The following is a 26,494-nucleotide window of genomic DNA, read 5'->3' on the forward strand; positions in this document are numbered from 1 at the left end:
CGGGTATCCACTATCACGATCCCCGCGTGCTCAGGCAAGCCGATAAGGCACGAATCCTACATAAGCTTGATCCGGCACCCCCATTTACCTCTAAAGGGTGATTATCGCATACAGCCTAGGGAGCATAGTGTAACCCCTATAAAAACAACGTGTTTTTTATTGGATATTTTACCGAGTGCCAGAGCGACAAACCGCCATGACTAACCTCTCTCGACGTTCCTTACTGACCGGTGGCCTACAGCGTACAGACAACGCGCTGCGTCCGCCGTGGAGTGGTGCCGAAAGCCATTTTCTGAGTCAGTGTACGCGCTGTAATGCCTGCGTTGAGGCCTGCGAAACGAGGATCATCCAGCGAGGTTCAGGGGGCTTTCCCACTATCGATTTCCAACGCGGCGAATGCACCTTCTGCTACGACTGCGCTCGCGCGTGTCCACAAGCGCTGTTCGCGGAAAGCCACACCGCGCCGTGGGAATATCACCTGACGATTCAGGATGCCTGTTTATCGCTACATCAGGTGGAATGCCGCAGCTGTCAGGATGCGTGTGAAACAGGCGCGATACGGTTTCGGCCAACCCTCGGACGCATTGCCGCACCGTCGATCGATGATGACGCCTGTACCACCTGCGGCGCATGTATTTCAGGGTGCCCCGTCGGTGCCATGTCGATGAAAAAAATAACAGCGGAATATCACACCGCGCCAGCGCGTCTCACGACGCAACAGGAAAACCGATGAGCACAGTCTGGCATGTTTGCAGTGTAGTGGTTCACGTCAAGACGGAACGTATGGCGGCGGTAAGCGACGTATTGGAAAAATTACCCAATGTGGAGGTTGCCGCCAGCGATAGCGATACCGGAAAAATGGCCGTGGTACTGGAGTCAGATTCAGAAGACACGCTGTTAAAACACATAGCGTCAATACGCGAGCTTGCAGGCGTATTGGCGGTTTCGCTGGTTTATCACCAGCTTGATGAACAATCTCAGGGTGAGGAAATACCATGAAACTCAGTCGACGACACTTTATGAAGGCGAACGCTGTTGCTGCGGCCGCCGCGGTCGCAGGCATCACCATCCCTATCGCGGTTCGCGCCGCGACCGAGCAGTCGGATGCAATCCACTGGGATAAAGCCCCCTGCCGCTTCTGTGGCGTAGGATGCGGTGTCTTGGTGGGGACGCAAAATGGGCGCATCGTCGCCAGTCAGGGCGATCCCGAAGCACCGGTTAACCGTGGACTAAACTGCATCAAAGGCTATTTCCTGCCCAAAATCATGTACGGACAGGATCGCCTGACCCAGCCTTTGCTACGCATGCGTAACGGCCAGTTCGACAAAGAAGGCGAATTCACTCCCATCTCCTGGGACAAAGCGTTTGACATCATGGCGGAGAAATTCAAAACCGCGCTGAAGGAGAAAGGCCCGAACGCAATAGGTATGTTTGGCTCTGGGCAATCAACGATTTGGGAAGGTTATGCCTCCGCCAAACTGTTCAAAGCCGGTTTCCGTTCCAACAATATTGACCCTAACGCGCGCCACTGTATGGCCTCGGCGGTGGTAGGCTTTATGCGTACCTTCGGTATGGATGAACCCATGGGTTGCTACGATGATATCGAGCAGACCGATGCGTTTGTGCTGTGGGGCTCCAACATGGCGGAGATGCACCCGATTCTCTGGTCGCGTATTACTGACCGCAGCCTGTCAAACAACAATGTCACGGTCGCTGTGCTGTCTACCTATCAGCACCGCAGTTTTGAGCTGGCAGATAACGGGATGGTGTTTACGCCGCAAACCGATCTCGCCATTCTCAACTACATCGCCAACTACATTATTCAAAACAATGCGGTGAACGAGGCGTTCTTTACTCGCCACGTGAATCTACGTAGAGGCGTAACCGATATCGGTTACGGGCTACGCCCGACGCACCCGTTGGAAAAAGCGGCGAAAAATCCCGGTTCCGACGCGTCCGAGCCGATGAGTTTTGAAGAATACAAAGCCTTTGTCGCCGACTATACGCTGGAAAAAACGGTCGCGATCAGCGGCGTTCCTGCCGACCAGTTGGAAGCGCTGGCAAAACTCTACGCCGATCCGAAGAAAAAAGTGATCTCCTATTGGACTATGGGCTTTAACCAGCACACGCGCGGCGTCTGGGCGAACAATCTGGTCTATAACATCCACCTGCTGACCGGCAAGATCTCTCAACCGGGCTGCGGGCCGTTCTCGTTAACCGGGCAACCTTCTGCCTGCGGCACCGCGCGTGAAGTCGGCACCTTTGCCCACCGCCTGCCAGCAGACATGGTCGTAACCAACGAGAAACACCGTGCGATTGCGGAAAAACTGTGGCAGTTACCGACAGGCACCATCCCTGAAAAAATCGGTCTGCACGCCGTCGCACAAGATCGGGCGCTGAAAGACGGCACGCTGAATGCCTATTGGGTGATGTGTAACAACAACATGCAGGCTGGCCCTAACATCAATCAGGAACGTATGCCGGGCTGGCGCGATCCGCGCAATTTCATTGTCGTTTCCGACCCTTACCCAACCATCAGCGCACTGGCCGCCGACCTGATTTTGCCTACCGCGATGTGGGTGGAAAAAGAAGGGGCCTACGGCAACGCCGAGCGTCGGACACAGTTCTGGCGTCAGCAGGTTAAAGCGCCGGGCGAGTCAAAATCGGACCTGTGGCAGGTCGTCAGCTTTGCCAAACGTTTCACCGTGGAGGACGTGTGGCCGGAAGAACTCCTGGCGCAGAAACCGGCCTATCGCGGCAAAACGCTCTATGACGTGCTGTTTGCGAACGATGTCACCACGCGCTTCCCGCTCAGCGAATTAGCGGAAAATCAGCTGAACGACGAATCTCGCGAATTTGGTTTTTATTTGCAGAAAGGTCTGTTTGAAGAATACGCCGCGTTTGGCCGGGGACACGGTCACGATTTAGCACCATTCGATGCTTATCATAAGGCTCGCGGGCTACGCTGGCCGGTCGTTGACGGCAAGGAAACGCAGTGGCGCTACAGCGAAGGGCACGATCCTTACGTCAAAGCGGGAGAAGCCTACCGTTTTTACGGTAAACCGGATGGCAAGGCGGTGATTTTCGCGCTGCCATACGAACCCGCAGCAGAAGCGCCGGACGAAGAATACGATCTCTGGTTCTCTACCGGTCGCGTGCTGGAGCACTGGCACACCGGCAGCATGACGCGTCGCGTACCAGAGCTGCATCGCGCCTTCCCCGAAGCCGTGCTGTTTATCCACCCTCAGGATGCCAAAGCGCGCGATCTACGACGCGGTGAGAAAGTGCGCATCATCTCACGCCGTGGCGAAGTCATCTCCGTGGTTGAGACTCGCGGTCGTAATAAACCGCCGCGCGGGCTGGTGTATATGCCGTTCTTCGACGCCGCACAGATGACCAACGTCCTGACGCTGGATGCGACCGATCCGCTGTCGAAAGAAACGGACTTTAAGAAATGTGCCGTCAAGCTGGCTAAGGTGTAGCGAACATGGCACGCCCGGAGAATTCACCACCCGCTCGCCGCCGCTTTCTGCGTGACGCCGTTCGTGCCGTTGCGGGTTTATCCGTAGCGGTGACGATACTCGGCATTCAGCAGCGGCGCGCGCAGGCTGACGTACTCCGGCTGCGGCCGCCGGGTGCGCTGCCTGAAGCGACGTTTTCCGGTGCCTGCATCCGCTGTGGTCAATGTGTTCAGGCCTGCCCCTACGACACGCTAAAGCTGGCGACGCTGGTATCCGGTCCCGCAGCGGGTAGCCCTTACTTTGTCGCGCGTGATATCCCGTGTGAGATGTGCGAGGACATTCCCTGCGTGGTCGCCTGCCCTAGCGGTGCCTTACAGCCGCTGGATTCTATCGATGATGCCCGCATGGGATTGGCGGTGCTGTTAGATCAGGAGAACTGCCTGAACTATCAGGGGTTACGCTGCGAGGTGTGTTATCGCGTCTGCCCCCTTATCGATAGCGCCATCACACTGGAGCCAGAGCGCAATGCCCGTACCGGAAAGCATGCTCGCTTTCTGCCTACCGTGCATAGCGATGTCTGTACCGGCTGCGGCAAGTGTGAAAAAGCCTGCGTGCTGGAACAACCTGCGATAAAGGTCTTACCGCGCACGCTGGCAAAAGGCGAACTCGGGCATCACTACCGTTTCAGTTGGCTGGAGGCACGCGATGGCAAATCGTAAGCAAGACGCTGGACGAGAAGCTCGGGCGAAAAAAGGTTGGTGGCGAAGTCACCGCTGGCTGGTACTGCGCCGCCTGACCCAATCTCTGGTGCTGCTGATGTTCCTCAGCGGCCCGCTGTTAGGGTTCTGGATCTTGCGCGGTAACTACAGCTCCAGCCGATTGCTCAACACCGTGCCACTTAGCGATCCGCTAATGGTGCTGCAAAGTCTGGCCAGCGGCCACCTGCCCGCCGCACTTGCACTGGTCGGGGCGCTGATTATTGCGCTGAGCTATGCGCTGGCGGGCAAGCGCCTGTTCTGTAGCTGGGTCTGCCCCGTGAATCCGCTCACCGATTTAGCCGCCTGGCTGCGTCGTCGTTTCGGCATCACCGCCTCGGCAACACTCCCCCGCAACCTGCGCTATCTGCTGCTGATACTTATTCTGGCAGGTAGCGCACTGACGGGCGGGCTGCTGTGGGAATGGGTCAACCCTGTCTCATTGGCGAGCCGTGGGCTGATTTTTGGGTTTGGTGCAGGCATCTGGCTGCTATTAGCGTTGTTTTTGTTTGATTTATTGGTCGTGGAACACGGCTGGTGCGGGCACCTTTGCCCGACGGGTGCGCTGTACGGTGCGCTTGGCAGTAAAGGCGCATTAGTTGTGGATGCCGCCAAACGTGAACGCTGTACGCGCTGCATGGACTGTTTTCATGTCTGTCCAGAGCCGCAGGTATTGCGCGCACCCTTGCTCGATAAAGACAGTCCGGTACAGGTGACTGACCGAGACTGCATAACATGCGGACGCTGTATTGATGTCTGCGCTGAAGACGTTTTTAAAATAACCCTTAGATGGAAATCGGGAGCAAAGTCATGAAAAGCCTGAGAATGGGATGGTTTCGTTGGATCACCGCCTTGGCAATAATGTGCAGTGCGATAGCCACTGCACAGGTCGATTTAAGTCAATCGCCGGAAGTCGCCGCGACACAGCCGGGAAATAGCCGGATGCCGAAGCAGCAGGAGCGTATGGCGCTCAACTATGTCAACCAACCGCCGATGATCCCACATAGCGTGGATGGCTATCAGGTCACCCCAACCTTTAACCGCTGCTTACAGTGTCACGGAGTAGAGAACTACCGTTCCACCAGCGCCCCCCGCGTCAGCCCGACCCACTTTGTCGACAGAGACGGTAAAGTGCTGAGCAATGTGGCCCCCGCACGCCATTTCTGCCTGCAATGCCATGTGCCGCAGACGGATAGTTCGCCGATTACCGGCAACACGTTCACCCCTTCTAAAGGCTTTGGACAGTGAGGTTTGCTATGAAACAGCCAGGAAAAGTAGGACGGTTGTTGCGCCAGCTGTGGCAATGGTGGCGTCGCCCAAGTCGGCTGGCACTGGGAACGTTGCTGATTAGCGGCTTCGCGGGCGGTATTTTCTTTCTGGCGACATCCCAGAAAGGCATGGAAATGAGCAACAGCGAGGCGTTCTGCATCAGCTGTCATGAGATGCGCAATACCGTCTATCAGGAATATATGGAAACCGCGCACTACAGCAACCGCAGCGGCGTGCGTGCCACCTGCCCGGATTGCCACGTTCCGCATGAATTAGTGCCGAAAATGGTGCGTAAGATTCAGGCCAGTAAAGAGCTGTACGGCAAAATAATGGGCACCATCGACACGCCACAAAAATTCGAAGCACACCGACTAACGATGGCGCAGAGCGAATGGCGGCGTATGAAAAATAACAACTCTCAGGAATGCCGCAACTGCCACAACGTTGACTATATGGACTTATCAGGGCAAAAAACGGTCGCGGCGGAAAAACACAGCGAAGCGATAAAACTCGGTCAAACCTGTATCGATTGCCACAAAGGCATCGCACACAAACTGCCGGACATGCACGGCGTCAAAAGCGGGTTATAAGCACACCTCTTCTTAACACATAGGACGGTGTATGCCGTCCTCACCACAAGCGGAAACATCCGACCCAAACTAGCAATGTGCTGGGTTCAGTCTTTTGACCTTATGGGTTGGCTCGCGTAAAAAATCGCGCTGAGGTGGGCGTAGCCGCCGGATGAGCGGCATGGACGCCGCGAAAGCCTGCGCCGCGTAAGACAAAAACGTCAAAGACGTTTTTAAACAGCACTTGTGCTGGCCCGAAGGGCGAGTCCCATTAATGGGGCGAGTAATCGCGTCGCAGGTGGTCCGAACCGCGGATACGAACGCCGAAGGCATCGCCAAGCGGCGCGATTTCCCGCAAAAAGCCAGGGGTCACGGGGCGACGGCGATGAGCCGCCCCGTGTCGGGCGCGTGCGACGCGAGTTGCAGAAATTCACGCGGCGTGTAGCGCACGAAACCTTCACCGTAACAACAGAAACAACAGAAACAACAGAAACAACAGAAACAACAAAAGGGCGAGGTTGCTGACACAGTCCGTAGAGCGGGAGTAACGGATAGATCGTAAAGACGCTGTGAATACATCCTTGTACGCTCGGCTTGCGCCATCCCTGGCGCAAACGCTTTACTCTTCTATTCCGTTACTCCCGTTTTCATTCGGCAAATAAGTTTGTCAACGGTCTGAGGGCGATATATCGCCCTTTTGCTCAAGACAAAGATAAAAAGAACTTACTTCCCAGTTACCGCCTGCACCGACAGAGAGGCTTCGGCCTGCGCCACACTGCGCTCGATGACAGCACGGCGTGTGTCGTTTTGCGGGAGCAGTTTTAGCATCGCTTTCCAGGCATCAATCGCGTCTTGATAGCGCTGGGCTTCATAGGCATTGAAAGCCAAAAGGCTCAGTACGCGCACATTGGTCGAGCCGGAATTCATCAGCTCACGCAGCATGTCACCACCGCGCTGGCTATCACGCGGGTCGGTGGATCTCGAAAGTAGATCGGCATAATCCAGCGCCAGATCCGTATTTTTCGGATCGAGCTGGAACGCTTTGGCAAACGCCTGCACAGACATGTCATAGTTATTCAGCAAGCCCGCAATACGCCCCAGCATCCACCAGTCTTGTGCATTATCTGGCTGCGCTTCCAGTTGGCTGCGTAACCCCAAACCGAGGCGCGAGACTTCTTCGATGGTCAGTGGTTCTGCATCAGCATCCAGCGCTCGCTTCATCAGATCTGGCGTTAACGCCACCACCTGCTGCAACTCTTGCACCCGATTAACCGCAGAAGTCTGCCAAAACACACCGAGGCTGACGATGACCAGCAACAGCACACCCGGCAGCAAAACCCAACGGTTCAACGGACGCCGTTGTACCGTTGTACCGTCAGGAATATCTTGCAATAGCGTATGCTGGAGTTCTTCAACTAACTGAGCACGCTCCTGCTCATTGGCAACATCCCCATTAAGTTCACGCAGACGATCGCGATACAGCGCCTGATTGATCGCATCGCGATCGTATTCGCCCCGTGACGACCACGGCGCAAGCAGCAGCGCGGACAGTGCAATCAGCGATAAGACAATGATGGTTGTCAGTAACATCATTCCGATTTCTCCTCACGTCCCAACAACATCTGCAAACGCTTTTTATCCTGTTCACTCATCGGTTCTTTGGCACTTCTGATGCGGCGCGCGCGCTGAATAATCATCGCCGCCCCCGCCGCCAGAAACAGCGCAGGCAATAGCCATAGCAGGATCGTGAAAGGCGTAATCGGCGGTTCATACGTCACAAAATAACCGTAACGATCCACCATATAATCGACAACCTGCTCTTTCGTTTGCCCTTGCTGCATGAGCTCATACACTTTCTGCCGCATATCCGAAGCAATCATCGAATTGGAATCGGCAATGCTGTTGTTCTGGCATTTTGGGCAGCGCAGTTGCATCGTCAATTCGCGAAACTGTTGCTCCTGCGTGTCGTTGTCAAAACGCAATACTTCGGATGACGCCAGCACGCTGAACGACAGCAGCAGTGCACCAAGGAAGCTGAGCACTCTCATGCGCCGCCCTCCTTGCTGTATTTTTCCCACAGCGGTTGCAGCGTTTCTTGCCACACCTGCATGTTGAGATCGCCCGCATGGCGATAGCGAATGATGCCTTTCCCGTCGATCAGGAAGGTTTCCGGCGCGCCGTACACACCTAGATCTAGCCCCAACATGCCGTCGCCATCAAACAAGCTCATTGCATAGGGGTTGCCTAGCGTCTTCAACCATTCAACCGCTTTGGGGCGTTCATCTTTATAATTCATGCCCACGACGCGAATTCCCTGCGCCGCCAGCGTATTGAGAAACTGGTGTTCAGCCCTACACGTTGGGCACCAGGTCGCCCAGACGTTTAGCAGCAGCGGCTTGCCATCACTCAGTTCAGATTGGCTGTAAATCTTTCCCGGCTGATCCAGCGATTCAAGACGAAACGCAGGGATTGATTTGCCAATCAGGGCGGACTCCAGTCGCATGGGATCGTCACCGTCGCTGTTACGCACCAGTTGCCACAGCAAGGCAACAGCCAGCAGCAAAAACAGGGCGAGCGGGATTAATAAAATCTTACGGCTCATGCTGATGTCTCCCTAACGGCCCGACGCAGGCGATAGCGAGGGTCAAACATGCACAGAATGCCACCTAACGCCATCAGCCCCCCGCCATACCAAATCCAGCGAATAAAGGGTTTGTAATACAGCCGTACCGCCCAGCTATCGTCATCTAATTGTTCGCCCAAGGCCGCATAGAGATCGCGCGTCACACCCGCATCAATAGCAGCTTCCGTCATGACCGCGCCGCTGGTGTTATAGAAGCGTTTTTCCGCTTTCAGGATCGCCTCCGGCTTGCCGTTACGCGTGACCTCAATCGTCCCTTTACCGCTGTGCCAGTTAGGCCCCACAACATTCTGCACACCTTGAAACGTAAACCGATAATCATGGATCTGGATGCTGTCGCCTGCCCGCATCCGCACATCACGCTCGACGCTATAATTCTGACTGAAGGCGATGCCCACCACCGTCACCGCCAGCCCAATATGACCGCACACCATGCCCCACTGGCTCAGTGAGAGTGTGGTCAAACCGCGCAGCAGGCCATGACGTCGAGTAGAATTGGCATGCAGGTCGTACACCGTTAAGAAAAATACCCACAGCGCCATCGACAAGCCGACTACCGTCATGGCAACCAGCGAGTCCTGCAACAACCACGGAAGCAGCAGCGACAGCGCGGCGGTCACAGCCAGCGCAACCAGCAGCAGCTTACGCAGCTTTTGCGGCTCATCGCGCCGCCAACGAACCAGTGGCCCCACGCCCAACAGCAGAGCAAAAGGCGACATTAACAGGGTAAACATGGTGTTGAAGAACGGTGCGCCAATGGAAATGCTGCCCAAACCCAATTGCTTATGCACCAACGGCAGCAGCGTTCCCAGCAGCACCACGAGCGTGGCCGCCATCAGGATCAGGTTATTGCCGAGCAGGAACGTCTCACGCGACCAGAGCGAATTCGTCACCCGTGCCCGTACTCTGTTGCCTTTGATGGCGAACAGCAGCAATGAACCGCCGATGACAATGACCAGAAATGCGAGAATAAACATCCCACGCGCCGGATCGGAGGCAAATGCATGCACCGACACCAGTACGCCAGAACGCACCAGAAAGGTACCCAACAGGCAGAGCGAGAACGCGCCGATAGCCAACAACACCGTCCAGGCTTTAAAGCTGCCGCGTTTTTCGGTGACCGACAGCGAATGCAGCAGCGCCGTGCCCACCAGCCACGGCATCAGTGAGGCATTTTCTACCGGATCCCAGAACCACCAACCGCCCCAGCCGAGTTCGTAATACGCCCAACCAGAGCCGAGCACGATACCCAACGTCAGGAACGACCAGGCCGCCTGCGTCCACGGTCGAGACCAACGTGCCCACGCGCTGTCCAGCCGTTCAGCCAGCAGCGAGGCAACCGCAAACGCAAACGCCACGGAAAACCCGACATAACCCATGTAAAGCAGCGGAGGGTGGAAGATTAACCCGACATCCTGCAGCAGCGGATTGAGATCGCGCCCGTCAATTGGGTAGTCCGGCAGCGTGCGCGTAAAGGGATTCGACGTCAGAATAATGAACAATAAGAAGCCGACATTAATCATTCCCATGACGGCTAATACCCGGGCGACCGCATCCAGCGACATCCCTCGGCTGAAGACCGCCACGGCAAAGGTCCAACCGCTCATCAGCAGAACCCAGAGCAGCAGCGATCCTTCATGTGCGCCCCATGCCGCCGCCACGCGATACCACACTGGCAGCGCACGATTCGAGTTGTTTGCTACATAGAGGACGGTGAAATCATTGATCACCAGCGCATGCACCAGCACGAGGAAGGAAGCCAAAATGCATGCAAACAGCGCCCAGGCAAGTGGACGCGCCAGCGCCATTAGGCGTTCATCCTGACGTGATGCCCCCCACAGCGGATACACGCTGAGCAACAGCGCGACGCCCAGCGCCAGACAGAGCAGATAATTGCCCACTTCAGGCATCATAACCGTTTACCCTCTGTGCCAGCCGCGGGTGCATGGCCGTTCTGCCCTTCCATCGCCGCTTTGATTTCCGGTGGCGTGTAATTTTCGTCATGTCGGGCAAGCACTTCTTTCGCCGCAATATGATCGTCGGTATCCAGAATGCCCTGCGCCACAACGCCTTGCCCTTCACGGAACAGGTCCGGTAGCATCCCGTTGTAAGTCACGTCCACTGAACCCTTCGCGTCATAAACGGTGAAACGGACCTCCAGACTTTGGCTATCACGGCGTACGCTGCCCGGCATCACCATGCCGCCAACGCGCAAACGCTGTCCGATCGCCGGTTTTTCCTGCGTTTCATTTTTGCCGTAGAGAATTTCGCTGGGCGTATAGAAGAGATCGATATTTGAGCTCAACGCATAGAGCATCAGCGCTATCGTCAGTACCGCGCCGCAGACGACGGCCAGAATGGCATAGAGGCGAGTTTTACGCGGTGCACTCATTGCACCACCCCCATGGTTTCCGACTGACGCGCCGTGCTCTTACGCTGATCACGCGCCTGCTGGCGGCGGATATCCCGCAGCAATGCACGACGGCCCAAAAGGGTATGCCCGATCAACGCACTCAGCGGTAGCAGCGTTAACACCACGGCCAGCCACACGTACAAGGCATAGCCGCCCATCGCAAAGAAATCTTGCCAGCTCGTGAAGGCGATATTCATCGTGCTACTCCTCCTTTATTGACCAGCGCAGCAACCCAAGGTGCACGGCGCTGCTGCACCAGTATCAAATTACGCAATCGCATGAGTGACAACGTCACGAATAAACTCATAAACCCTAGCATCATGATTCGCAGCGGAAGGCGCATGGCGGGATCGATGGTCTTCTGCATTTTTGTCGATCCCTGATGCAGGGTATTCCACCACTCGACCGAGAAATGGATGATGGGTAAATTCACCACGCCAACCAGCACCAAAATGGCCGCCGCACGACCGGCAAGGCGGCGATCGTCAAATGCGTTGTAGAGCGCGATGATACCGACGTACAGAAATAACAGGACGAGTTCCGACGTCAGGCGTGCATCCCAAACCCACCAGGTTCCCCACATCGGTTTGCCCCAGGTAGCGCCAGTGGTCAGCGCAATAAAGGTAAACACCGCACCAACGGGAGCCATCGCTGCCACGGCAAGCTCCGCCGTTTTTGACTGCCGAATCATCCCGACCAGCGCGAAAATCGCCATCACGGCATAGACACCCATCGACCATACGGCAGCTGGCACGTGCAGATACATGATGCGATACCCTTGCCCTTGCTGAGAATCTACAGGCGCAAACCCGAACCCTAACAGGCAACCGCCGATCAGCAACGCGACGCTGATCAGGGCAATCCAGGGGATAAGCCTGCCGCAAAGGCCATAAAGGCGATCCGGCTGCGTAAGCTGATAGTTTTTTTTCAACATAATCGTGTGCTCACTTTGCGTAAAACGCATCCCAACGGGACGACGAATGCGATCCTGAGATCGGAAAATTATTGTATGCTCACCCGCAACGCCGCCGCCGTGGCAAACGGGCTTAGGGTGGCGCTACCCACCAAAAAAGCACCGAGGATCGCCAGATACCCACCCACTGGCAGTTGCATCATCGCGGCCTCTACCGCCGCCGTCGCAAAAATCAGCAGCGGTATGGTCAGCGGCAGTACCAGCAGGCTTAACAACACGCCGCTGCGGCGCAGCCCGACCGTTAATCCCGCGCCAATAGCGCCTAGAAAACTCAGTGTTGGCGTGCAGAGCAACAGCGTTAATGCCATCACCCACCAGCCGTGGCTGTCCAGCCCAAACAGAAGTGCCGCCAGCGGGGAAAGCAGTAGCAGCGGCAGCCCACTGACCATCCAGTGCACCACCACTTTCGCCAGCACCACTAGCGGCAGCGGCAAAGGCAGCAGCGTCAGTTGTTCTAGCGAACCATCCTGATAGTCATCGCGAAAAAGACGATCCATCGCCAGCAGAGACGCGAGCAATGCCGCGACCCACACCACACCCGGCGCCACGCGCATCAGCAGCTGCGGTTCTGGCCCGATGGCCAACGGAAATAAGATGATGACGATGAGGAAGAACCACAGCGGGTTAAGAATCTCAGCGTTATTGCGTAACGCGACGCGCAGTTCTCGAGCAATCAACCGCCGCATTATGGCGTGCCCTCACTTGGTGTGAGCTGGATACAGCGGATACTTTGAGCAAACGGACGTAGCGGCTGATGAGTGGTTAAAATGATGATGCCGCCGTGCGCAATATGGTGTTCCATACGCTGTGTCAGCATTTCGACGCCCGCCACGTCAAGCGCGGTCAGCGGTTCATCCAGAATCCACAGCGGCACATCGGTGAGCCACAAACGCGCCAGCGCAACGCGACGCTGCTGTCCCGCCGAAAGACGCGCCACAGGCACGTCTTCATATCCAGCCAACCCGACAGCAGCCAACGCCTGCCAATGTGCATCCTGATGCTGTTGCGGATAGAAAAAGCGCAGATTTTCTTCACCGGTCAGGACGCTCTTGATGCCCGGCTGATGGCCTAGCCACAGAAGCTGCTGATTAAAATGCTCGCGGATACGATTGATTCGCTGCCCCTGCCAGCAGATTTCCCCCGACTCGGGCGTCGCCAGACCGCTTAACATGCGCAGCAGCGATGTTTTACCTACCCCGTTAGCACCGGCAATCTGCACCATTTCTCCCGGGCTGGCGGTAAACGACAACGCGCTGAACAGCACATGCTCATCGCGTATGCAAACCACATCGCGCGCTTCTAACATCGGGGTTTACTCCTACTTTCTTCGTGGCTATAGAATAACATGACGCCTTTACTCCCCCTCTTGGGGGTCGTAACCCTAAAGAGTTAATCTTTTTTATTGAGATCAATAAAGTCGGTGATTCCGGTTATCTCCGTCATCATGACGGTGCCAAAAGCGGTGCTGGCATTGCTGAGCCGAAGGAAATCACGCACTATTTCTGGCTGTTCTTCAGCAGCGTTGCCGTGTTGATCGCCGCGATCAATTGAGCGCGGTTAACCCGCGGGCTGTATGTATCCAACAGGCGCTGCCAAATCGTAATCGCGCGTGCATAATCGGCCTTCAAGAATGCGTCAGACGCCAGCAGCATCAGTGCCGTGACTTCATTGGCGTCCAGCGCCAGCGCTTTATCGACCATCTCCTGCATAGCAGGCGTGACAACCTGACCAGACTGGTAATACAGCACTGTCGCCAGCGCCGAATACAGCTCCGCACTGTCACCCTTAAGCGCAATCGCCTGCTGATAAGCGCGCAGCGCGTTGTCATAAGCGTTACGGTAAAGATAATACTCACCCAGTTCAGCCCAGAGGACGCTGTTGCTCGGCGTTTTACGAATGTTGTCCTGCAAGGCAACAAGCTGTTTTTCCTGCTGTTGCGCGTCGCTAAAATCACGTAGCGGATCGGCAAGCCGCTGGCGTTCCGCCTGAACCAGCACACCACGCTGGCCCAGCGCATAGAACGCCGCACTGCTCAATAGGATAACGATGACCGCGACCACAATGGCGATAGTGGGCATCGGGCGCAGTGCAGAAAAAGAGGATTGCGTTAGCGGTAGGTCATGCGTCAGCTCACGCCCCAACATCTTGGCCTCATGCTCGGACAGATGCTTCCCTGCCTGTTCACACTGAAAATGCCAGATACGCTCCGCTAAACGCGGTAGCTTTCCATCCCCCTCGGTCTTGCGCAGGGGTAATAGCGGCCACAACAGTCCGACAGCCAGAGCAAGAATAGCGACAGCGACGATCAATTCGTTTAATAGGTTCATGAGCGCGCCCCTCGGTTCTGTCGCCGTATCACCCGCCACGCAATCACCGCGATCGCGAGCAGCAAAAACAGCGGCGTTAGCCAAAGGATGCCGGTTTGCATTTTCATCGGGGGGTTGTACTGAACAAAATCGCCATAGCGCTGGTTCATAAACGCCATAATTTCTGATTTGTCTTTACCTTGCTCCACCATGGAAAAAACCTCATGGCGCATGCTGACCGCGACGGGCGAATTCGACTCCAGCAGGCTTTGATTCTGACACTGTGGACAGCGTAACTCTCCGGCAATTGCCATCGCGTCCTGACGCTGTGCCTGACTGGAAAACACCCAGGTATCAACCACCTGTGCCTGCACAGAAAAAGCCAGCAACATGAGAAGAAGCGCAAGGTGCTTAGTCATAGACCCTTCTCCCTCGGAACCATCCCAGCAGTGCGCCAGCGACCATCAACATGCCGCCGCCCCACACCCAGCGAACGCCGGTTTGCACATAGAAACGCATCGCATAGCGGTTTTCGCCGGTTTTCTCTCCCATCACGGCATACCATTCTCTGATTGGCCCCCAGGCAATACCCGGTTCAATCATCTGATGTTTGCGTGTATTGTAATAACGCCGTTCAGGTATGACGCGAGCGATCGGCGAGTCGCCACGATAAATCGCAATCACGGCCTGCTCTGCGGTGTAATTCTGCGCCGCCACTAAATCCAGCTGTAAAAAATGAAATTGATAGTCACCCAGCGTGACCTGTTCGCCCTGACCCACATTGGCGCTGATTTCTTGCTTGCTGCCCGCAGAGAACGCAATCCCCAAGGCAAACAACGCCACGCCCGTATGTGCTAACAGCGCAGGAAGCTGCTGGCGTAGCGCCGACAGCGGCTGTAGCCACTGAGCTGCCATCACCCAGCCGATCAGACCGGAAGCCAGCGCCACATCGTATCCATACGGCCATAAGACCAGAGCGGTGACGACACCGACTGCCAGCGTCACGCCTAAGTGCCAGACAGGCCACCGCGTACTGCGTTTCCAGTAGCCTCCCGCCGCAACGCCAATGAGCAACAGCATCAAGCCAGCAAAGGGCAAGAGCACGCGGTTAAAATAGGGTGCGCCTACTGAGATTTTCCCCCAGCCCGCTAGTCCATAAATCATCGGATAAAGCGTACCGAGTAGTACCACCAGCGCGACGGCACTGAATAGCAACAAAACCAGCAGTATTGCCATTTCCCGTGACCAGCCAGAGAAGCGGGCTGCGGAATGGACAAGCTGAGCACGCCAGCCATAAACAGCCAGCGCAGCCATGCTTAAGCAGGCAAACAAGATAAATAAAGGTACCGCGCGATCATGTTCGAGGGCAAAGGCATGGACAGAAACCAGTATTCCGGAACGAACAATCAGCGTCCCCAGCAGGCATAAAATGAACGTCAACAGCGCCAATATCAGCGACCAATGGCGGAAGATACCGCGCATTCGAGTGACAGACAGACTGTGAAGCAATGCGCTAGCCGTTAACCACGGAAGCAACGAGGCGTTCTCTACCGGATCCCAGAACCACCATCCTCCCCAGCCCAGCTCGTTATAAGCCCACCACGATCCCAAAATGATTCCCAGCGTCAACAGGCTCCAGGCGGGCAGCGTCCAACGCCAGCAAATCCAGGCGGCTGGTGCAGTAAACTCGCCGTGAATCAGGGCAGCTAACGCCAGTGCCGCACTCACGGTTAAGCCGCCATAGCCTAGATAGAGCAACGGTGGATGGAGAATGAGGCCAATATGTTGCAACATCGGGTTGAGATCCCTCCCCGCCACCGCAGGCGGGAAGAGGCGCACAAAAGGATCGGAAAAAAACACAATGAATACCAGCAATGCGGTCGCAATCACCGCGAGCATCGCCAGCGTCAGCGGGAACAGATCGCTCATCGCCTTGCGATAGCGGCAGGCAAATGTGGCGCTCCAGCCGGATAAACACAAGAGCCACAGCAGCAGCGAACCTTCATGCCCGCCCCAGACCGCCGCAATTTTGAGCCCCAGCGGTAAATCACGGTGGCTATGCTGAGCGACGTAATTAACAGAAAAATCATCCTGCACCACGCTCAACGTCAGCGCGACAAACGCGAACAGCACGAGACCAAACAGCACCAGCGTCCAGCACCGCGCCAGTCGGTAAGTGCCCGACCAGCGCAGGGTGTAGCCTGAAAATGTCAGCAATGCTGTTGCCACACCGACGCAAACCGCCAGTAACAGCGACACATACCCAAACTCTGGCAATAACAACATCAACAGGCCTCTTGCTGGGAACTAGACAACGGTTAACTGCCCCGCATAGAGGATAAAGAAGCGCAGCAGTAAAACGCCCACCAGACTCATGCCGCAGACCGCCAGCACGCCATAGGGTGAATGCTGTCGGTTAGCCCACGACTTGAGCAGCAAGGGAATGACTAATCCAATCCCTACAACGCCCAGCCAGAACCACACGGCCCAGAATCCACCACCCAACGCAGCCACTAGCGCCCGTTGCTTCCCATCGTCCCCTAACGCGAGGCCAATAAAGAACGCGAACAGCAAGAAGATCTCTAGCCACACGACCGGCGTTTCGACGCGATGGATAAAGTGCGCCTCTTCGCTATGCGGATTGCGGCGATAGCGGCAGGTCATAGCGATCAACGCCACTGCGGCACCGGAGGACACGCCCGAAAACAGGAATAACGCAGGTAGAATCGGATTATTTAGTAGCGGATAGGTCTTCAGCGCGGAGAGCAAGAATCCGGTATAAGCCCCTAACATCACCGCCAGCAGCAGCATCACGATATCCAGCGATTTCTGCATCGGTGCCAGCCAGCAGAGCACCTTGGGGAAGAGAGTCAGCTTCGGCAGCCAGCGCTGTTGCAGCACAATAGCCTGCTCGCTAAAAATATTGATCAGCCAGACTGCCAGCGCCGCCATGTAAACCTGAAACAGCATAACCCCAACGGACATCACGGAGGTAAAACTGTAATGGAACATGAGCTTCCAGAACGTCCAGGGGCGCGTGAGGTGGAAGACCAGAATCAACAATCCCAAAATGATGGTGCACGGCGCGAGAATAAGCGTGGTGCGCATTAGCGTACTGTCTGCTGTGGCCTGTTCGGGATGGTAGCGCCGCAGTAAGGCAGACAGCGTCACCAGCCCCGCAGAAATCCCCACCAGGAACAGGTAAATCGCAATCGGCCAGTCCCAGACTAACGAATCAAAATGGAATGCGCTTGAAGACACGGGCGTCATTGATGAACCTCCCCGTATTTAAACGGTACGCGATAAACCTTAGGACGAGTGCCGAGCGCGATTTTGTAGCGATAGGTCGGCTGTTGACGAAGCTGACGGGAAATGTCGCTGTCAGGGTCGTCAAGGTTACCGAACGTCAGCGCGTTCGTCGGACAAGACAACACACAGGCGGGCAGTTTTCCGGCTTTCAGGTTAGTCTTGCGGCAAAAATCGCACTTATCCGCCGTTTTCGTCTGCGGATGAATAAAGCGCACCTGATAAGGGCAAGCCGCAATACAGTATTGGCACCCGACGCACAGATCGGGATTCACATCCACAATGCCGCTTGCCGCATCACGAAACGAGGCTCCGGTTGGACATACGTCAACGCAGGGTGAATTTTCACAGTGCTGGCAGGAGTGACGGAAAAAGCGGTATTTCACGTCTGGGAATGTCCCAATCGGTTCGCTGCGAATGATCGTCAGACGCGATACGCCCTCCGGCACCTGATTGACCTCACGGCAGGCATCCATGCACGCCGTACAGCCGATACAGAGCGATTCATCATGGATCATGCCGTAGCGGACGCCGTTGATATTCAGCGTCTGTGCGACGACTTGTCCCGCCGTGCTGGTGATGGCGATCAGCCCGCCCATACGGGCAAGAAATTGACGACGAGAGCAACTCATGGCTGCCTCTTATTACCCAGATGCACTGAGGCTGGGTTGAAGTCTGGGTTATTGCGCTGATCGCTATGACAATCCACACACAGTTTGATGCGGCTCTTGTCGTTCAGCGTCTGCATACTGTCCTGCGTGGGGTGCAGTTGATGGCAACTGGCACACGCCACTTTCGCCACATGCACATCGTGTGGCCAAAACGCTTTCTGCAACTGCTCCGGCGCATGGCATGACATACAGACGCCGTTCTGTTCTTCCACCTTATACATCGGGAAGTTAAAGCGCATGACATCTTTAACGCCTTCGCGGTGCAGCAGTGACGGCTTGCCATGACAGTTTGTGCAGGTCAGCTGTTGTTGATTATGCGGGTTGACTGCGGAGGCATGTTTGCCCTGCATGCCATCCTCTTCCGGTTTATGGCACTGTAGACAAGCCTCATCGGGATTGCGCTGTGGCATTACCGTCCACCGCTCTCCTTTTTCCGCCTGGGGTGCGGGCTGCGTCAGCCCTGGCAATGCCCAAAGCATGCCTGATACCAGCACCCCGGCAGTCAATAACGAACGTAATACGCTCATATCCACTCCACTTTATGATCGCCCGCGTCCACGGGCGATGGGGTTATTAGTTCAGTCGTCCAGCTTTACGCGCTTGCTCATCCCACTGCGGCACTACCGTGTTCAGGAAATCCTGTTTCTCGGCGTTGATTTGCTGCATGTTGAGACCAATCGCCTGTTGCGCTTTCTCTTTCGTCGAGATATCCGGCAACTTGACTTCCCCTGTCACCCCTTTCTGTGCCAATAAGCGCACCAGTTTGGTTCTCGCCTCGGCAGATTTGCTCAGCGAGGTGCCAAGCATCCGTAAGCCTTCATCCGGCGCATGCATGTGAATGCCGTGAGACGCCACCGCCAAATCCCAGCGCCACTGCGCATGGCGGATATCTATCAAAATCGGCTGCATGTCTGCTTCGGTTGCACCGGCATCCCAGGCCGCTTTGGCCTCAAAATGCGCGTGAACCAGTTGCTCTTCTGCTTTCAGTTTTAATTCCTGAATGGCCGTTTTACGTTCAGCGACAACCGCTTGCATTGCTGCTTTATCCTGCGTATGGCAATTGGTGCACGTTTCGCCGTAATTATCGAAGGGGTTACCGATCTTGTGATCGGTGTACAACTTGCCGTCTGCGTTTTTCACTTTCGGCATATGGCAGTCGATACAGGTCACGTTATTTTTACCGTGGATACCAACGCTCCAGGTTTCATACTCTGGATGTTGGGCTTTCAGCATCGGTGCGCGGGAAAGGGTGTTGGTCCAGTCGGAGAAGGAAATGGCGTCATAGTATTTCTCCATGTCCTCGACTTTCGTGCCGTTATCCCATGGGAATTTCACGGCTTTGTCTTTGCCAGAAAAATAATACTCAACGTGGCATTGTCCGCAGACCATGGACTGCTGTCCGAACCGACTGGCACTATCAAACGGTTTGCCAATCGCCTCCATCGCGCGTTCTGCGTAAGGACGGGATAGCGTCAGTGCTGGCTTGCCCTGAGCAAAATCCGGTGACGCGGTATCATGGCAATCTGCACAGCCGAGATCGTTAGTAATCTCCGGCCCACCTCGTGCCCATTTGCCTTTGAAGTAGCCCTCCTCGCCCTCCTGCTGGATCAACCGAGCGACATCCGGGCTTTTACAGCTCCAGCACGCCATTGGGAGAGGGCCATCTTCTGCCGTCTTCGGTGCACCAGTGCGTAGCGTTTCACGTACGTCCGTTATTGCGTAAGCGTGGCCGCGCGGCTTGTTATAGTCTCTGGAAAAGGGGTAACCTGCCCAGAGGATCACCATATAGGGATCTTCTGCCAGTGCATCGTGGCGCTCAGACTGTTCGCTGGTCGCTTTCCACGAGTTGAACTGATCGGGGTGTTGATTGATGAATACCGAATTTCTTGCCTCTATCGGGGCGGGAGACGCCGGAACATCCGCCGAATAGGCTGGCATCATTAGAAAGAGACTGGCTACCATGCCCCACAGATAGGAGATTGACATGCTTATCCTGACCATGCGTTTGTGTCCACATTAAGCCGCCTGCTGGCGGTCATTTTAGTTATCCATTCGACAGAAACCACACCAACTGTCGTGACATTACTCGCCCTATGAATACCAAAAAGATGCATTTGAAATATTGTTTTTGATCAAAGGTAAAGAAAAGTAATGAATCGTATCGAAAGTTATATGAGGATTATCTCAATCACGGAGGGAGGACATTGCCAAAATAAGACAAGGGACTTAAAAATTGCGGGCTTAAAAATTCAGGACTTAAAACCTGTCAGCTTTGACATCAAAGTATGCGGTGTGAGCACTGGGATGAGGTGTTCATGTCGGAAATTCATCCCAGTGTGTTTTCTGATAAAACGCGGCGTGAGGCATCCCCGCGGGAACGCATTACCGTGAACGCGCTAAATCCACGCTTGAGTAAGCGGTATTAACCCTTCAGGGATTTTTATTTTCCCTGACCATAAGCCAACGCCAGTTTGGCGTAGAAATCTTCCAGCGTGAAGCGGGCATCAACCGCGTTATACACCCGAATCTGGCGCGCATTGTCCTGAGGCGCATAGGTCAGATCGTCGTTTAACTGTGGCGCGTTGACCAGCGTGTAGTGATATTCGTGGTCATCCAGCAGCAGAGAAACCGAGGGATTGTCACCCAATACCCAAACTTCACTTTTCGGCCAGGGAACATCTTTGATGGTTTCGGAAATCGCACGATTAAACTCGATCAGCTGTTGCCATAGGTACTCCCCGACTTTGCCTTGCGGCTTAACGCGTACCGCAAGTTCAGACAGCGAAACACGCACGGACATATAGACATTGTGCGGAACCTGCCATAACGGCACCTGAGATTTGAATACGTGGTTCGCCGCCACCGGATCGTTGAACATATTGTATTCCCAGCCGCCTTTCGGGTAAGGCATACCACCAATCCACACAACCGTCATTTTGCTAGCGATCTTCGGTTCAGCTTGCAGCGCAGCGGCAATATCCGTGATCGGCCCCATGACTAACACAAATAACGGATGCGGATCGTCTTTTAACGCCTCCTTGATGAGCATCTGCGACCCTTCACTCAGTGCTGGCGCGCCACCGTCGGCTTTCAGCGACTGTGTCGCACCGCGATAAACGGGAATATCTGTCTTTCCCATCACATTCATCAGTCGCTGGAGCTCATGATAGCTTTCCATCATGCTGTTTTCGCCATCACGTTTCATCAACGGCGCGGTACGGGAGTAATGGGCGGCAATCAGTCCTTTCACCTGCATCGTTGGCGTCAACACCGCATGCGCAACGGCAAAATCATCATCAGCCTCGTTTTTAGCATCGGCACTGATAATGACGCGGATCTGTTTATGATCGGCTACATCAAAAGGTGAGGTTTGAGCCTGAGCGGTAAATGCGCTGAGGAAAGGCAATGCGACGATCACCATGGCAAACTGGGAAAAAGACCTGTGAATAAACATGATTATCCTTAACTGTGCTGAGCAGTCGTTGATATGGCAGCCCAGCGATTCAGGCTGCCCAGAGAACGCGGGCACGCGACGACTCTGCCCGCAGCACGCCGATGCTATTTAAAAAGCTTCTGAACAAATTCGCTGTAGGCCGGTCGCCAGACATCCATCTCATGGCCGAGGTTAGGATAGTGGGTATAGTCAAACCGGATATTTTTCTGCTCTAACATCGTTTTCAAACCCGCAATATCCTTACCGGTGATGTTATCGGTTTCGCCAATCACCACTGTGAGGTTCTTCAGTTGCTGATTAATCTGCTCAGGCCGTTCAAGCTGTGCAGCAACAGCCATGTTTGGCACCGTTTCGGTAGTCACGCCGCTGAACGTTGCAAGCCAACCAAAATGATCCAGATGGCTCATACCCGATACCAGTGCCTGATAGCCGCCTTGAGACAAGCCGGCCAGCGCCCTGCCGTTTGCATCCTGACGAACATTAAAGCGTTTGCCGATCGCGGGGATAATGTCATGAATAAGTTCTCTGTCCGCTGCTAAGGCATTGCGCGGATAGAACACCTTGCGCCGCTCCTGCGGTGGGTATTCTTCCGGGATAATCCCAGGAACGTCGGTTTCCGTATCAGGGATGACAACCAGCATCGGTTCAATTTTTTTCTCTGCCAGCAGGTTATCCATCATCTGCGGTATCCGCCCCTGCACAACGGCAGACGCACCTGTGTCGCCAAAGCCATGATAGAAATAGAGCACGGGTAACGGTTTTGACGATTCGCTATAGCCCGGTGGCGTCCAGACATACATCTGACGCTCTGATTTCAACGCGTTGGAGTGGTAGGTCAGTGTTCTCAGTTCACCATGCGGAATCTGGCGTACATCCAGAATGCTCCCCGGCACCAGAATCAGGCTGGTGTTCACCTGACGCTGCGGTTTGGTAAACGCCGTACCGGTATCAATGGTGCGAAAACCATCCACGCTGAAGAAGTATTCATACAGATTCGGTGCCTGCACTGGCGTTTTAAACGACCACACACCTGCTTCATCTTTTGTCATCGCATGGGACACGATGCTATCGGGTGTCGAACCGGTAAAAACACTGACCTGCTTCGCCGTTGGCGCAAACAGGCGGAAAGTAATGCTGCTGTCCGCGTTAACCGCCGTAACATACTGGCTCACGGGGGCCGTTGCCGCTGGCATAACAGGAAAGTCAGCCGGTAGCGCAGACGCATTGATAGAAAGGCCTGACAGAACGCCCAGCGTTAATAATGATAAAGAGATTTTCTTCATGTTCATTCGCATAATCCCATCCCAACGATTACGTAATCGAGTCTGTTTTTGCTAAATGTGACGGCACTGCGGTAGCGGTGCCGACGTGATGACAGGTATTACCACCAGACTTCTGCCTGAACACCCAAGGAGAATTGATCGCTCTTGCTGTCGTTAAATGTGGCCTGACTGATGTCGTTATCTTCAATTTTCAGGTAAGAACCATAAAATCGAATCTCTGGACGAGAATTCAAGATACTCGTGTCAACTTTAAGCGCATGGTACAGCGTAGTTTTATAACCGGATTCATGGTAACTCACGCCGTTCGTTTTATTGGTTTGGTTAAAATACGCCAATTCTACGCCGGTCTGATTGAACTTATCCCAAATATAGGCGGGACGAAGTACGGCACGGAGGCTATCAAAGTCAGTATTTGCACCGGTATCATAACTGTAGATATCGTTACCTTTTGAATAGACCAGCGCATTGGCCATAATGACATCATCACGCAAATACATTTCTCCTTGCGAGATCACGCGGAAGGCATTACCTGAATGGTTGCCATAGTAGTCACCATTACGGCTATACGTCGGGTTAGCATCAGATATATTAGCAAAACCGCTGGCAATAGAATTACTCGCACCTTGCACGGTGAATTCATTAAATCCACCGTTATACAACCCTTGACGTAAAATGACACCAGCAGTCCAAGCATCCTTTAACTTATAAGACAAACCATCGATTTCGTCATTTTTCTGTACATTGCTTTTATTGGCTTGTGCATATTTACCAATCAGAGACAATGTTGCATCATCCCACAGCGGAATACCCTTATAGCGGATATCAACCGCATTCGTATTGACCTGATTTTTATCCTTCTTCGGATCATTATATACGAATCGGCGCGCGTTAACGTCTTCACGGTTCAAAGAGACATCAAGTTTACCCACGCCCAACTGCCAGTTCTCAATACCTACACCGCCTGCCGCTTCTGAACGATGGCTTTTCCAGTCCAGCATCTGAATTTCATAGACTGGCAGGGTATTTTTACCTACCCAAAAATCAGCCTCTGGGGCGAATGGTAAGAACCCTTTTGTATTGACGTACATCTGGGAGAATTGCAGTTTATTTTCATTATCGGCGTCTTCGCCAAACCAGGCGCTGTTGTACTGCATACCCACGTTACCATCCAATTGGATAACGGCGTCGACACGTTTATTCCCTTCTGCATAAACTTTTTGGCTCAGTATGAGATCAAACCAACCACTGTGCTCATTACCAAAACGCCCTAATGAACCGATCGCATACGATTTTGGTGCGCCATGATCGGCCGTTGCCCATCCAGAACGGAAATACCCCGTATAGCTAAAGCCAATATCATCCTTAACGAACTTGCTCACCTCAGCTAACGTTAATGGCTTTTGTGGTGCACTCATAACATCATCAGCCGTATTTGCGGCTGGTTGAGCGACAGGCGCAAGAACAACCTGATTAACCGATGACGTGCCAGAAGAGGCAATAACCAGTGGTTTATCCTTTGCCACAGAGTTTGCTGCCAAGCGTGCTTTATTTTCTGCGATCGTCTTATATTCACGCAGCTCTTTTTTCGTTGACTGCAATTCGGCTTTATTTTCCGCCAATTCTTTTTCCAATAGTTCCAATCTTTCTTCTACGGTCAATTTTGCGGCCATAGCACCATTAGACAAAAACACTGACGACATCAGTAATACCATCATCTTTACAGGGAATTTTTTACGCATGATTATTATCCGTGTAGGGTACATTATTAAATTTATAACGATGCACTTTCGACGCTAGCCGATGGCTCGTCTATTTATAAAAAGCTATTTGTAAAACCCAAATGATCGTTTATATAAATTAATGGCTAGACCACGTCCTCCTGTTTCATTTTATTCTCCTGCCATCTTTCCCATGGGTAGTAAAAAATATAATTCGCATTCATTCCAGACCTTATTCTTCTGAGAATGAATGCGTAAATGACGTATCGATATGCTGATTTATTTCAACGCTTCACCATCAGAGGCAATAACCTCTTTATACCAGTAGAAGCTTTTCTTACGTCGACGCGCTAATGTACCGTTCCCTTCATCATCACGATCGACATAAATGAAACCGTAGCGTTTCGACATTTCAGCTTTTGACGCACTGACCAGATCGATAGGCCCCCAGCAGGTGTAACCCATCACCTCAACGCCATCTTCTAGCGCTTCGCCGACTTGATACAGGTGATCGTTCAGGTATTTGATGCGATAGTCATCGTTAATGCTGCCATCGCTTTCCAGTTTATCTTTGGCACCCAACCCATTTTCTACAATGAACAGCGGTTTTTGGTAACGGTCATACAGATAGTTCAGCAAATAACGCAGTCCTTCTGGGTCGATCTGCCAACCCCACTCGGAGCTTTCCAAATGCGGATTCGGCACCATATTCAAAATATTGCCACGGGCTTTTAGGTTCACCTCTTCGTCGGTGGTCACACAGCCCGTCATGTAATAACTGAAAGAGATGAAATCGATGGTTTCCTTCAGCGACTGACGATCGTCTTCGGTTACCGACAGCGTAATACCGTGCTGTGCAAAGAAACGCTTCATGTACGCTGGGTAGTATCCTCTGGTTTGTACATCACCAAAGAACAACCAGTCGCGGTTCTGCTGCATCGTTTCCATTACATCCGCAGGCTTGCAGGTTAATGGATAGAACATGGAACCCAACATCATATTGCCGATTTTGGCATCAGGGATGATTTCATGGCACGCCTTCACCGCTTTAGCGCTGGCAACGAGCTGGTGATGAATCGCCTGATAAATATCCTGCTTATTACTCTCGGTAGGTAAGCCAATTCCTGTAAACGGCGCGTGCAGCGCGCAGTTGATTTCGTTGAACGTCAGCCAGTATTTCACTTTGTCTTTATAGCGCTGGAATACCGTGCGAGCGTAACGCTCGAAGAACGTAATCGTTTCGCGACTTCTCCAACCACCGTAATTCTTCACCAGACCGTACGGCATTTCATAGTGGGACAACGTCACAAGCGGCTGAATGCCATACTTTGCCATTTCATCAAACAGGCGATCGTAAAATGCCAGCCCTGCCTCATTCGGCTGAGTTTCATCGCCCTGCGGGAAAATACGCGTCCAGGCAATGGAGGTTCTCAGGCATTTGAAGCCCATCTCAGCAAAAAGCGCGATATCTTCGGGATAGCGGTGATAAAAATCGATCGCGGTGTCTTTAGTTCCGCTGTCGCCCGGCGTACGCATGACGATCTCGCCGAAGATACCCTGTGGCTGTAAATCGGACGTTGATAGCCCCTTGCCGTCCGTTAAATACGCGCCTTCAACCTGATTGGCTGCGATCGCGCCTCCCCACAAGAATTCTTTCGGAAACTGATGGCTCATC

Annotated in this window: 27 protein-coding genes; 7 read left to right on the forward strand and 20 right to left on the reverse strand. The window is 54.0% G+C overall.

Annotated features, from left to right (window positions below):
- Window positions 1-196 precede the first annotated feature (196 nt).
- From napF to napC, 7 genes are read left to right on the forward strand one after another with little or no spacing between them, the layout of a single operon-like run.
- Window positions 197-733 (forward strand): ferredoxin-type protein NapF, encoded by a 537-nt coding sequence (gene napF, locus GZ59_RS13025; RefSeq protein ID WP_039292301.1) that lies wholly within the window; start codon window positions 197-199, stop codon window positions 731-733.
- On the forward strand, window positions 730-999 hold the full coding sequence (napD, locus tag GZ59_RS13030) for a chaperone NapD (RefSeq protein ID WP_011093465.1): 270 nt from the start codon (window positions 730-732) through the stop codon (window positions 997-999). The genes napF and napD overlap by 4 nt, the downstream gene beginning before the upstream one ends.
- Window positions 996-3,482, forward strand: a complete 2,487-nt coding sequence (napA, locus tag GZ59_RS13035; protein WP_039292305.1) for a nitrate reductase catalytic subunit NapA — start codon at window positions 996-998, stop codon at window positions 3,480-3,482. The genes napD and napA overlap by 4 nt, the downstream gene beginning before the upstream one ends.
- A gap of 5 nt (window positions 3,483-3,487) precedes the next feature.
- Complete coding sequence (napG, locus tag GZ59_RS13040) at window positions 3,488-4,180, forward strand: ferredoxin-type protein NapG (RefSeq protein ID WP_039292308.1); 693 nt, start codon at window positions 3,488-3,490, stop codon at window positions 4,178-4,180.
- On the forward strand, window positions 4,167-5,030 hold the full coding sequence (napH, locus tag GZ59_RS13045) for a quinol dehydrogenase ferredoxin subunit NapH (RefSeq protein WP_039292312.1): 864 nt from the start codon (window positions 4,167-4,169) through the stop codon (window positions 5,028-5,030). Before napG ends, napH begins: the two co-directional genes overlap by 14 nt.
- A complete protein-coding gene (napB, locus tag GZ59_RS13050) occupies window positions 5,027-5,464 on the forward strand; it encodes a nitrate reductase cytochrome c-type subunit (protein WP_039292315.1) in 438 nt (145 codons plus the stop codon). Before napH ends, napB begins: the two co-directional genes overlap by 4 nt.
- Window positions 5,465-5,472: 8 nt before the next feature.
- On the forward strand, window positions 5,473-6,075 hold the full coding sequence (gene napC, locus GZ59_RS13055) for a cytochrome c-type protein NapC (protein WP_039292318.1): 603 nt from the start codon (window positions 5,473-5,475) through the stop codon (window positions 6,073-6,075).
- Window positions 6,076-6,777: 702 nt separating this feature from the next.
- On the opposite strand, the gene ccmI is transcribed toward napC, so the two are convergent.
- The 20 genes from ccmI to GZ59_RS13155 form a co-directional block, all read right to left on the reverse strand.
- Complete coding sequence (gene ccmI / locus GZ59_RS13060) at window positions 6,778-7,647, reverse strand: c-type cytochrome biogenesis protein CcmI (RefSeq protein ID WP_039292321.1); 870 nt, start codon at window positions 7,645-7,647, stop codon at window positions 6,778-6,780.
- A complete protein-coding gene (locus GZ59_RS13065; RefSeq protein ID WP_039292324.1) occupies window positions 7,644-8,102 on the reverse strand; it encodes a cytochrome c-type biogenesis protein in 459 nt (152 codons plus the stop codon). Before GZ59_RS13065 ends, ccmI begins: the two co-directional genes overlap by 4 nt.
- Window positions 8,099-8,656, reverse strand: coding sequence for a DsbE family thiol:disulfide interchange protein (locus GZ59_RS13070; RefSeq protein WP_011093456.1), 558 nt, complete (start codon window positions 8,654-8,656; stop codon window positions 8,099-8,101). The genes GZ59_RS13065 and GZ59_RS13070 overlap by 4 nt, the downstream gene beginning before the upstream one ends.
- Window positions 8,653-10,608, reverse strand: coding sequence for a heme lyase CcmF/NrfE family subunit (locus tag GZ59_RS13075; protein WP_011093455.1), 1,956 nt, complete (start codon window positions 10,606-10,608; stop codon window positions 8,653-8,655). Before GZ59_RS13075 ends, GZ59_RS13070 begins: the two co-directional genes overlap by 4 nt.
- The gene (ccmE, locus tag GZ59_RS13080) at window positions 10,605-11,087 is read right to left on the reverse strand and encodes a cytochrome c maturation protein CcmE (protein ID WP_039292330.1); all 483 of its coding nucleotides are present in this window, start codon (window positions 11,085-11,087) and stop codon (window positions 10,605-10,607) included. Before ccmE ends, GZ59_RS13075 begins: the two co-directional genes overlap by 4 nt.
- Window positions 11,084-11,305, reverse strand: a complete 222-nt coding sequence (gene ccmD / locus GZ59_RS13085) for a heme exporter protein CcmD (protein ID WP_039292333.1) — start codon at window positions 11,303-11,305, stop codon at window positions 11,084-11,086. Before ccmD ends, ccmE begins: the two co-directional genes overlap by 4 nt.
- A complete protein-coding gene (locus tag GZ59_RS13090; RefSeq protein WP_039295102.1) occupies window positions 11,302-12,042 on the reverse strand; it encodes a heme ABC transporter permease in 741 nt (246 codons plus the stop codon). The genes ccmD and GZ59_RS13090 overlap by 4 nt, the downstream gene beginning before the upstream one ends.
- 68 nt (window positions 12,043-12,110) lie before the next feature.
- Window positions 12,111-12,767, reverse strand: a complete 657-nt coding sequence (gene ccmB / locus GZ59_RS13095) for a heme exporter protein CcmB (protein WP_080641343.1) — start codon at window positions 12,765-12,767, stop codon at window positions 12,111-12,113.
- Window positions 12,767-13,387 (reverse strand): cytochrome c biogenesis heme-transporting ATPase CcmA, encoded by a 621-nt coding sequence (ccmA, locus tag GZ59_RS13100; protein ID WP_039292340.1) that lies wholly within the window; start codon window positions 13,385-13,387, stop codon window positions 12,767-12,769. The genes ccmB and ccmA overlap by 1 nt, the downstream gene beginning before the upstream one ends.
- A gap of 190 nt (window positions 13,388-13,577) precedes the next feature.
- Window positions 13,578-14,408, reverse strand: a complete 831-nt coding sequence (gene nrfG / locus GZ59_RS13105; protein WP_039292343.1) for a heme lyase NrfEFG subunit NrfG — start codon at window positions 14,406-14,408, stop codon at window positions 13,578-13,580.
- Complete coding sequence (gene nrfF, locus GZ59_RS13110) at window positions 14,405-14,806, reverse strand: heme lyase NrfEFG subunit NrfF (RefSeq protein WP_039292346.1); 402 nt, start codon at window positions 14,804-14,806, stop codon at window positions 14,405-14,407. Before nrfF ends, nrfG begins: the two co-directional genes overlap by 4 nt.
- The gene (locus GZ59_RS13115) at window positions 14,799-16,673 is read right to left on the reverse strand and encodes a heme lyase CcmF/NrfE family subunit (protein WP_039292357.1); all 1,875 of its coding nucleotides are present in this window, start codon (window positions 16,671-16,673) and stop codon (window positions 14,799-14,801) included. Before GZ59_RS13115 ends, nrfF begins: the two co-directional genes overlap by 8 nt.
- Window positions 16,674-16,694: 21 nt before the next feature.
- Window positions 16,695-17,657, reverse strand: a complete 963-nt coding sequence (gene nrfD, locus GZ59_RS13120; protein ID WP_011093447.1) for a cytochrome c nitrite reductase subunit NrfD — start codon at window positions 17,655-17,657, stop codon at window positions 16,695-16,697.
- Complete coding sequence (gene nrfC, locus GZ59_RS13125; protein ID WP_039292360.1) at window positions 17,654-18,325, reverse strand: cytochrome c nitrite reductase Fe-S protein; 672 nt, start codon at window positions 18,323-18,325, stop codon at window positions 17,654-17,656. Before nrfC ends, nrfD begins: the two co-directional genes overlap by 4 nt.
- Entirely contained in the window at window positions 18,322-18,891 is a 570-nt protein-coding gene (gene nrfB / locus GZ59_RS13130; protein ID WP_011093445.1) for a cytochrome c nitrite reductase pentaheme subunit, read from the reverse strand. The genes nrfC and nrfB overlap by 4 nt, the downstream gene beginning before the upstream one ends.
- A gap of 46 nt (window positions 18,892-18,937) precedes the next feature.
- Window positions 18,938-20,326, reverse strand: coding sequence for an ammonia-forming nitrite reductase cytochrome c552 subunit (gene nrfA / locus GZ59_RS13135; protein ID WP_373365834.1), 1,389 nt, complete (start codon window positions 20,324-20,326; stop codon window positions 18,938-18,940).
- Between the two features lie 478 nt (window positions 20,327-20,804).
- The gene (locus GZ59_RS13140; protein ID WP_011093443.1) at window positions 20,805-21,818 is read right to left on the reverse strand and encodes a nucleoside hydrolase; all 1,014 of its coding nucleotides are present in this window, start codon (window positions 21,816-21,818) and stop codon (window positions 20,805-20,807) included.
- Window positions 21,819-21,922: 104 nt separating this feature from the next.
- Complete coding sequence (locus GZ59_RS13145; protein ID WP_039292369.1) at window positions 21,923-23,107, reverse strand: alpha/beta hydrolase-fold protein; 1,185 nt, start codon at window positions 23,105-23,107, stop codon at window positions 21,923-21,925.
- A gap of 92 nt (window positions 23,108-23,199) precedes the next feature.
- On the reverse strand, window positions 23,200-24,840 hold the full coding sequence (locus GZ59_RS13150) for a carbohydrate porin (RefSeq protein WP_039292370.1): 1,641 nt from the start codon (window positions 24,838-24,840) through the stop codon (window positions 23,200-23,202).
- 258 nt (window positions 24,841-25,098) lie between these two features.
- Window positions 25,099-26,493 (reverse strand): glycoside hydrolase family 1 protein, encoded by a 1,395-nt coding sequence (locus tag GZ59_RS13155; RefSeq protein ID WP_011093440.1) that lies wholly within the window; start codon window positions 26,491-26,493, stop codon window positions 25,099-25,101.
- Window position 26,494: the final 1 nt, after the last annotated feature.

Source organism: Pectobacterium atrosepticum (genome assembly GCF_000740965.1).
GTDB classification, from domain to species: Bacteria; Pseudomonadota; Gammaproteobacteria; order Enterobacterales; family Enterobacteriaceae; genus Pectobacterium; species Pectobacterium atrosepticum.

What these genes read in the sequence shown, in the direction of transcription:
- GZ59_RS13090 (WP_039295102.1), bottom strand. Translation starts at nt 12,042, where the DNA reads ATGTTGAAAAAAAACTATCAGCTTACGCAGCCGGATCGCCTTTATGGC.
- ccmA (WP_039292340.1), bottom strand. Translation starts at nt 13,387, where the DNA reads ATGTTAGAAGCGCGCGATGTGGTTTGCATACGCGATGAGCATGTGCTG.
- napH (WP_039292312.1), top strand. Translation starts at nt 4,167, where the DNA reads ATGGCAAATCGTAAGCAAGACGCTGGACGAGAAGCTCGGGCGAAAAAA.
- GZ59_RS13155 (WP_011093440.1), bottom strand. Translation starts at nt 26,493, where the DNA reads ATGAGCCATCAGTTTCCGAAAGAATTCTTGTGGGGAGGCGCGATCGCA.
- ccmI (WP_039292321.1), bottom strand. Translation starts at nt 7,647, where the DNA reads ATGATGTTACTGACAACCATCATTGTCTTATCGCTGATTGCACTGTCC.
- nrfG (WP_039292343.1), bottom strand. Translation starts at nt 14,408, where the DNA reads ATGAACCTATTAAACGAATTGATCGTCGCTGTCGCTATTCTTGCTCTG.
- GZ59_RS13145 (WP_039292369.1), bottom strand. Translation starts at nt 23,107, where the DNA reads ATGAACATGAAGAAAATCTCTTTATCATTATTAACGCTGGGCGTTCTG.
- ccmD (WP_039292333.1), bottom strand. Translation starts at nt 11,305, where the DNA reads ATGAATATCGCCTTCACGAGCTGGCAAGATTTCTTTGCGATGGGCGGC.
- GZ59_RS13150 (WP_039292370.1), bottom strand. Translation starts at nt 24,840, where the DNA reads ATGCGTAAAAAATTCCCTGTAAAGATGATGGTATTACTGATGTCGTCA.
- napF (WP_039292301.1), top strand. Translation starts at nt 197, where the DNA reads ATGACTAACCTCTCTCGACGTTCCTTACTGACCGGTGGCCTACAGCGT.
- napC (WP_039292318.1), top strand. Translation starts at nt 5,473, where the DNA reads ATGAAACAGCCAGGAAAAGTAGGACGGTTGTTGCGCCAGCTGTGGCAA.
- nrfD (WP_011093447.1), bottom strand. Translation starts at nt 17,657, where the DNA reads ATGACGCCCGTGTCTTCAAGCGCATTCCATTTTGATTCGTTAGTCTGG.
- napG (WP_039292308.1), top strand. Translation starts at nt 3,488, where the DNA reads ATGGCACGCCCGGAGAATTCACCACCCGCTCGCCGCCGCTTTCTGCGT.
- nrfB (WP_011093445.1), bottom strand. Translation starts at nt 18,891, where the DNA reads ATGAGCGTATTACGTTCGTTATTGACTGCCGGGGTGCTGGTATCAGGC.
- GZ59_RS13075 (WP_011093455.1), bottom strand. Translation starts at nt 10,608, where the DNA reads ATGATGCCTGAAGTGGGCAATTATCTGCTCTGTCTGGCGCTGGGCGTC.
- nrfF (WP_039292346.1), bottom strand. Translation starts at nt 14,806, where the DNA reads ATGACTAAGCACCTTGCGCTTCTTCTCATGTTGCTGGCTTTTTCTGTG.
- nrfC (WP_039292360.1), bottom strand. Translation starts at nt 18,325, where the DNA reads ATGAGTTGCTCTCGTCGTCAATTTCTTGCCCGTATGGGCGGGCTGATC.
- GZ59_RS13115 (WP_039292357.1), bottom strand. Translation starts at nt 16,673, where the DNA reads ATGTTGTTATTGCCAGAGTTTGGGTATGTGTCGCTGTTACTGGCGGTT.
- GZ59_RS13065 (WP_039292324.1), bottom strand. Translation starts at nt 8,102, where the DNA reads ATGAGAGTGCTCAGCTTCCTTGGTGCACTGCTGCTGTCGTTCAGCGTG.
- GZ59_RS13070 (WP_011093456.1), bottom strand. Translation starts at nt 8,656, where the DNA reads ATGAGCCGTAAGATTTTATTAATCCCGCTCGCCCTGTTTTTGCTGCTG.
- nrfA (WP_373365834.1), bottom strand. Translation starts at nt 20,326, where the DNA reads ATGGTAGCCAGTCTCTTTCTAATGATGCCAGCCTATTCGGCGGATGTT.
- napA (WP_039292305.1), top strand. Translation starts at nt 996, where the DNA reads ATGAAACTCAGTCGACGACACTTTATGAAGGCGAACGCTGTTGCTGCG.
- ccmB (WP_080641343.1), bottom strand. Translation starts at nt 12,767, where the DNA reads ATGCGGCGGTTGATTGCTCGAGAACTGCGCGTCGCGTTACGCAATAAC.
- napB (WP_039292315.1), top strand. Translation starts at nt 5,027, where the DNA reads ATGAAAAGCCTGAGAATGGGATGGTTTCGTTGGATCACCGCCTTGGCA.
- napD (WP_011093465.1), top strand. Translation starts at nt 730, where the DNA reads ATGAGCACAGTCTGGCATGTTTGCAGTGTAGTGGTTCACGTCAAGACG.
- ccmE (WP_039292330.1), bottom strand. Translation starts at nt 11,087, where the DNA reads ATGAGTGCACCGCGTAAAACTCGCCTCTATGCCATTCTGGCCGTCGTC.
- GZ59_RS13140 (WP_011093443.1), bottom strand. Translation starts at nt 21,818, where the DNA reads ATGTTTATTCACAGGTCTTTTTCCCAGTTTGCCATGGTGATCGTCGCA.